The sequence below is a fragment of the Thiolapillus sp. genome, from assembly GCF_048562965.1.
Lineage (GTDB): Bacteria > Pseudomonadota > Gammaproteobacteria > Chromatiales > Chromatiaceae > Thiolapillus > Thiolapillus brandeum_A.
In genome coordinates this window covers 1-4,989 of sequence record NZ_JBHNMF010000236.1, presented here as the reverse complement: position 1 = coordinate 4,989, position 4,989 = coordinate 1, and the positions used below count along the sequence as shown (strand labels likewise).

Here is a 4,989-nt window from a genome sequence, read left to right as displayed (position 1 = left end):
AAACAAACATATAATCAATAGGATAGATGTACAGAGCTTGGCGAAGGCGCAGCCCCGGCTTGGTCGTCTGCCCACTTTCCTGTTGAAAAAAATAAGAAAAACTATTAACCTAGTAGGTAAATAAATATATGGATATTAGTTTCTCCAGCAGGCGTCTGGAAAAGCAGCTGAATCAGGAACGAGCCATGGTGAAGGCATTTGGTTCTCAGCGAGCTAAGCGTTTAAAGATTGTACTGACAACACTACGTGCTGCGCCCAGCTTGGCTATGTTTGCGCCGCCCTACAGCCCACCGCATCGTTGTCATGAATTGACTGGTAACCGCAAGGGCAAACTGAGCCTCGATCTGGACGGACCATACCGCCTGCTGCTCTCACCGGCGCACAATCCGTTGCCGGAGAGGCAAGAAGGTGGTCTGGACTGGCACCAGGTAACGGCGATAAAAATACACGGAGTGGAAGATACTCATGGCTAATACAGCAAAAAATACCTACCAGCCGGACTACGCTGTAACACCTGGTGAGGTGCTGGGCCATGAGCTCGAACTGCGCAACATGAGTCGGACCGAACTGGCCAAGCGCACGGGCTTAAGCGAAAAGCACATCATTGCCATCCTCAAGGGCAAGGGCACGGTCATTATCACACCTGAAACTGCCATCAAGCTGGAGCGTGCCCTGGGTATGCCAGTCGAGTACTGGCTCAATCTGGAGGCTCACTATCAGGAGACCCGCGCGCGTTTGGCCGAAGAGGTCCAGCTGGAAAAAGATCTCGATTGGCTCAAACGTATTCCCGTCAACGCGATGGCAAAGATGGGATGGCTGCAAAAGCATAAGAATAAAAGGCAGCAGCTCGAAGAAGTGCTGCGTTTCTTCGGTATTGCCAGCGTGGAGCAGTGGGACAATATCTGGCCCAAGGTGGCCGTCGCCTACCGTCAGCACAACAAGCACGAAATCTTTCCGGAGGCGGTTTCTGCCTGGCTGCGCCAGGGCGAGCTGGAGGCTGCAAACATCGCGTGCCAGCCCTATGATAAACCCGCATTTCGGCTGGCGTTGGATGCTATCCGCGCCCTCACGGCCGAAACCGATCCCGCGCATTTCGTACCTGCCTTGCAGCAACGTTGTGCCCAGGCCGGCGTCGCCGTGGTGTTTATTCCCTGTCTGCCCAAGACCGGCGTTAGCGGGGCAACTCGCTGGGTTAGTTCTGACAAGGCCATCATCCAGCTCAGCCTGTGCTACAAAACCAACGATCACCTCTGGTTCACTTTCTTCCATGAAGCCGGGCATATCCTCTTGCACGGCAAGAAGGCGCTGTTTATTGAAGGTGTGAACGGTATGGATGGTGAGAAGGAAGAACAGGCCAATAGCTTTGCCGAGCAGGAGCTGTTACCGAAAAAGGCCTTCAAAAATTTCGCCGCACAAGCGCCGTTCAGTAAAGCGGCTATCTGCCAATTTGCGCAGGAAGTGGGGATTGCTCCTGGGATTGTGGTGGGGCAATTGCAACATAAAAAACTGCTGCCGTTGACTCACTGCAATGATTTGAAGGTCAGGTATCAATGGAGCCACAAGTAGCGGCCAATAGTGGGAACAGTCCTGAATTGGAAGAGCAATAACGAATGATGATAAAAGTGGATAAACACTATGACCGATAACGTGAAACCGGAACCGGCCGACCTGGCAAAGATGGATGGCAGTTCACTCGATATTGCCGAACAAAGGCGCCGTGAGCTCAAGCAGTTGTTGCCCGCTGTGTTCACCGAGACCACTGGTCCGGACGGTCAGCCGGTAGAGACCATCGATTTCGAACGCCTCAAGGCCGAGCTCGGCACCTTCAGCGATGTGTACGAAGGCCGGCGCGAACGCTACGGTATGGAATGGCCGGGCAAGCGCGACTGCATGAAGCTGATTCAGGAGCCTTCCCGCGCCACCCTCAAGCCCTGCCGTAAAGAGTCGGTGGATTTCGATACTACGCAGAATCTGTTTATCGAAGGCGACAACCTCGAGGTGCTCAAGCTCCTGCAGAAGAGCTACTACGGCAAGGTGAAGATGATCTATATCGATCCGCCGTATAACACTGGCAAGGAGTTTATCTACCCGGACAAGTACAGCGAGTCACTGGAAACCTATCTGGCCTATGCAGGGCTGGTGGATGATGAGGGCAAGAAGTTTTCCACCAATACAGCGGCTGAGGGGCGTTTTCATACCAAGTGGCTGAATATGATGTATCCGCGACTCTATCTCGCTCGTAATCTGTTACGGGAGGATGGCGTGATCTTTATCTCTATAGATGACAATGAGGTGGAGAATCTGAGGCGGATGTGTGATGAGATTTATGGGGAGGAAAATTTTATTGCCAGTGCATGTTGGCAAAAGAAATATGCGCCTTCAAACGATGCTACTGATATATCTCCTTCTCATGATTACGTTCTTGTTTACCTTAAGCAGCGAAGGCTCAATGATTCAGGAAAGTCATTGTCTACATTAAATCGACTCGAAAGAGATGAGTCGATGAATAAGCCATATAAAAACCCGGACAATGATCCACGAGGTGAATGGAGGGCGGACAATTATTTGTGTAATAAATCAGCTGAAGAGAGGCCAAACCTCTACTACTCAATAGTTAATCCGAATACTGAAGAGGAAATTTGGCCTAAAAAAACAGCTGTATGGAGATACAGCCGTGATCAGCACAAAAAACATGAGAAAGAAGGAAGGGTATGGTGGGGAATTGATGGTAAGAACTCGACTCCCGCATACAAAAGGTTTCTGAGTGATGTCGGAGGAAAAATGCCTACCACTTGGTGGGGGTTTGAGGACGTTGGGCACAACGATGAGGCGAAAAAGGAGATTAACAAACTGTTTTCTGACACGGACAGGAACTTTGATACCCCAAAGCCGTTGAGATTGATTAGAAGGATTATAGAGCTTTCGCAAGGAAGAGAAGGCGATATTATGCTGGATTTTTTTGCAGGATCTTCGACGACCGCTCATGCGGCCATGCTTCACTCTGTAGAAAAGTCGCCAGTGAATTTTATTATGGTTCAATTGCCTGAGCCAATAGAAGACAAGCAATATAAAACTATCGCAGACATTGGCAAAGAACGCATCCGCCGCGCCGCCCAAAAAATCCGCGAAGAACGCGAAGGCCAGCTAGACCTGGAAGGCAAGGCTAAACTTGATCTCGGTTTCAAGGTCCTCAAACTGGATCAATCCAGCTTCAAGCCGTGGCAGGCCCCCAGCGAAGAATTGAGCGCCGACCAACTCAGCCAACAACTGGCACTGCACACCGATCATATCGACCCCGATGCCAGCCAGGAAGATATTCTCTACGAACTACTGATCAAGGCGGGCTTCATGCCCACCGAAAAGATCGAAACCCTCGATCTGGCCGGCAAGCTGGTTTTCTCCATTGCCGAAGGCGCGCTGCTGATCTGCCTCGAAGACCAACTCACCAGTGAATTGATCGATGCGGTTGCCGACCGCGAACCCATGCAGTTCATCTGCCTGGACAAGTGCTTCAAAGGCAACGACCAGCTCAAGGCGAATGCGGTCCAGACCTTCAAATCCCGTTCTCAGGGCGCCGAGACCGAGATGGTCTTCAAGGTGGTTTGATATGAGGGATTCTGATGCCGGGCAAGTGTTGATCTACCAGTCCGAGTCGGGGCAGACCCGGCTGGAGGTGCTGCTGGTGGAGGAAACCGTCTGGCTGACCCAGGCACAAATGGCGGAATTGTTTCAGACTTCGGCGGACAACATCAGTCTTCACCTGAAAAACTTCTTTGAAGACAAAGAGTTGGAAGATGTGACAACTACCGAGGATTTCTCGGTAGTTCGTCTGGAGGGGGGAAGGCAGGTACGCCGCAATCTGAAGCACTACAACCTGGACGCCATTATTTCAGTGGGGTATCGGGTGAAATCCCACACCGCCACCCGTTTTCACCGGTGGGTAACTGCCAAGGATTACTTGGTAGTTCGCCAGGAAGAGGAAAAATACCGAACCCTGAAAGATTACAGTAAAAATGATTTTATCAATCGCCCCATACCTTGCTCGCGGAGGGCCTTTATATGAAAAGAAATGAAGCCATTGCGCTGCTTGATTCGCACAAGGCAGATCTTGAAAAGCAGTTTGGCGTAACGACGCTGGCACTGTTTGGCTCAACGGCCAGAAATGCAGCCCGAGCCGATAGCGACCTGGATATTCTGGTTGATTTCGACGGCCCGGCGACTTCGCAACGCTATTTCGGCGTTCAGTTCTATCTGGAAGATTTGTTCAACTGCCCCGTCGATCTGGTCACTCAAAAAGCACTGAGGCCCGAGTTACGACCTTATGTGGAACAGGAGGCAGTGTATGTCTGATGTAGATAAAGGCCAGCGCGAATGGCGGTTTTATCTCGATGATATGATCGGGTTTGCGCAAAAAGTGCAGCTTTATACCGAGGGTATGTCACAGCAGGAATTTACAACCAGCGGGCTTAACTATGATGCAGCCTTACGCAATCTCGAATTGATCGGTGAGGCCGCCACGCATATCCCCGATGATATTCGCAAAGATCACCCGGAAGTGCCTTGGCGCTTGATTATCGCAACCCGGAACCGTCTGATTCATGCCTATCTCGGTATTGATGACGATACCATCTGGAGCATTATTCAGGATGATATTCCAGAACTGCTTTCCGCGCTGGAAAATCTGCGGGACGAGATTGGGTAGTACACGGGCATGTCTACAATCAAATTCAAATTCGATGGCAATCTCGACTATCAGCAAAAGGCGATCGAATCCGTAGTGGCGCTGTTCGAGGGGCAGCCTCTGGCCAATGAAACCTATTCGGTATCCATCGGGACCCAGGACGGGGGCAGCCAGCTTTCACTGGGCGATGAGGAGTTCTCCAATATCGCGGCAGTGGCCAATCAACTGGTGCTGACCGATGAACTGCTACTGGAGAACCTGCACAAAATACAGGAAGACAACAATATCCCCTTGCAGCCGGAACTGGC

General features: G+C 51.1%; 7 protein-coding genes. All 7 read left to right on the top strand.

Annotated features, from left to right (window positions below; translation table 11 throughout):
* The first annotated feature begins 128 nt into the window (after window positions 1-128).
* A complete protein-coding gene (locus ACOCD2_RS12120) occupies window positions 129-473 on the top strand; it encodes a type II toxin-antitoxin system RelE/ParE family toxin (protein WP_293702195.1) in 345 nt (114 codons plus the stop codon).
* The gene (locus ACOCD2_RS12115) at window positions 466-1,566 is read left to right on the top strand and encodes a helix-turn-helix domain-containing protein (protein ID WP_293689005.1); all 1,101 of its coding nucleotides are present in this window, start codon (window positions 466-468) and stop codon (window positions 1,564-1,566) included. The genes ACOCD2_RS12120 and ACOCD2_RS12115 overlap by 8 nt, the downstream gene beginning before the upstream one ends.
* Before the next feature lie 69 nt (window positions 1,567-1,635).
* Complete coding sequence (locus ACOCD2_RS12110; protein WP_419625709.1) at window positions 1,636-3,606, top strand: site-specific DNA-methyltransferase; 1,971 nt, start codon at window positions 1,636-1,638, stop codon at window positions 3,604-3,606.
* Window position 3,607: 1 nt separating this feature from the next.
* The gene (locus ACOCD2_RS12105) at window positions 3,608-4,063 is read left to right on the top strand and encodes a virulence RhuM family protein (protein WP_419620702.1); all 456 of its coding nucleotides are present in this window, start codon (window positions 3,608-3,610) and stop codon (window positions 4,061-4,063) included.
* Entirely contained in the window at window positions 4,060-4,350 is a 291-nt protein-coding gene (locus tag ACOCD2_RS12100; RefSeq protein WP_293701651.1) for a nucleotidyltransferase family protein, read from the top strand. Before ACOCD2_RS12105 ends, ACOCD2_RS12100 begins: the two co-directional genes overlap by 4 nt.
* Complete coding sequence (locus ACOCD2_RS12095; RefSeq protein WP_293701653.1) at window positions 4,343-4,702, top strand: DUF86 domain-containing protein; 360 nt, start codon at window positions 4,343-4,345, stop codon at window positions 4,700-4,702. The genes ACOCD2_RS12100 and ACOCD2_RS12095 overlap by 8 nt, the downstream gene beginning before the upstream one ends.
* Before the next feature lie 9 nt (window positions 4,703-4,711).
* Window positions 4,712-4,989: hypothetical protein (locus ACOCD2_RS12090; protein WP_419625708.1), on the top strand; the 278-nt coding region annotated here is incomplete at its 3' end.

What these genes read in the sequence shown, in the direction of transcription:
- ACOCD2_RS12115 (WP_293689005.1), top strand. Translation starts at nt 466, where the DNA reads ATGGCTAATACAGCAAAAAATACCTACCAGCCGGACTACGCTGTAACA.
- ACOCD2_RS12100 (WP_293701651.1), top strand. Translation starts at nt 4,060, where the DNA reads ATGAAAAGAAATGAAGCCATTGCGCTGCTTGATTCGCACAAGGCAGAT.
- ACOCD2_RS12105 (WP_419620702.1), top strand. Translation starts at nt 3,608, where the DNA reads ATGAGGGATTCTGATGCCGGGCAAGTGTTGATCTACCAGTCCGAGTCG.
- ACOCD2_RS12120 (WP_293702195.1), top strand. Translation starts at nt 129, where the DNA reads ATGGATATTAGTTTCTCCAGCAGGCGTCTGGAAAAGCAGCTGAATCAG.
- ACOCD2_RS12095 (WP_293701653.1), top strand. Translation starts at nt 4,343, where the DNA reads ATGTCTGATGTAGATAAAGGCCAGCGCGAATGGCGGTTTTATCTCGAT.
- ACOCD2_RS12110 (WP_419625709.1), top strand. Translation starts at nt 1,636, where the DNA reads ATGACCGATAACGTGAAACCGGAACCGGCCGACCTGGCAAAGATGGAT.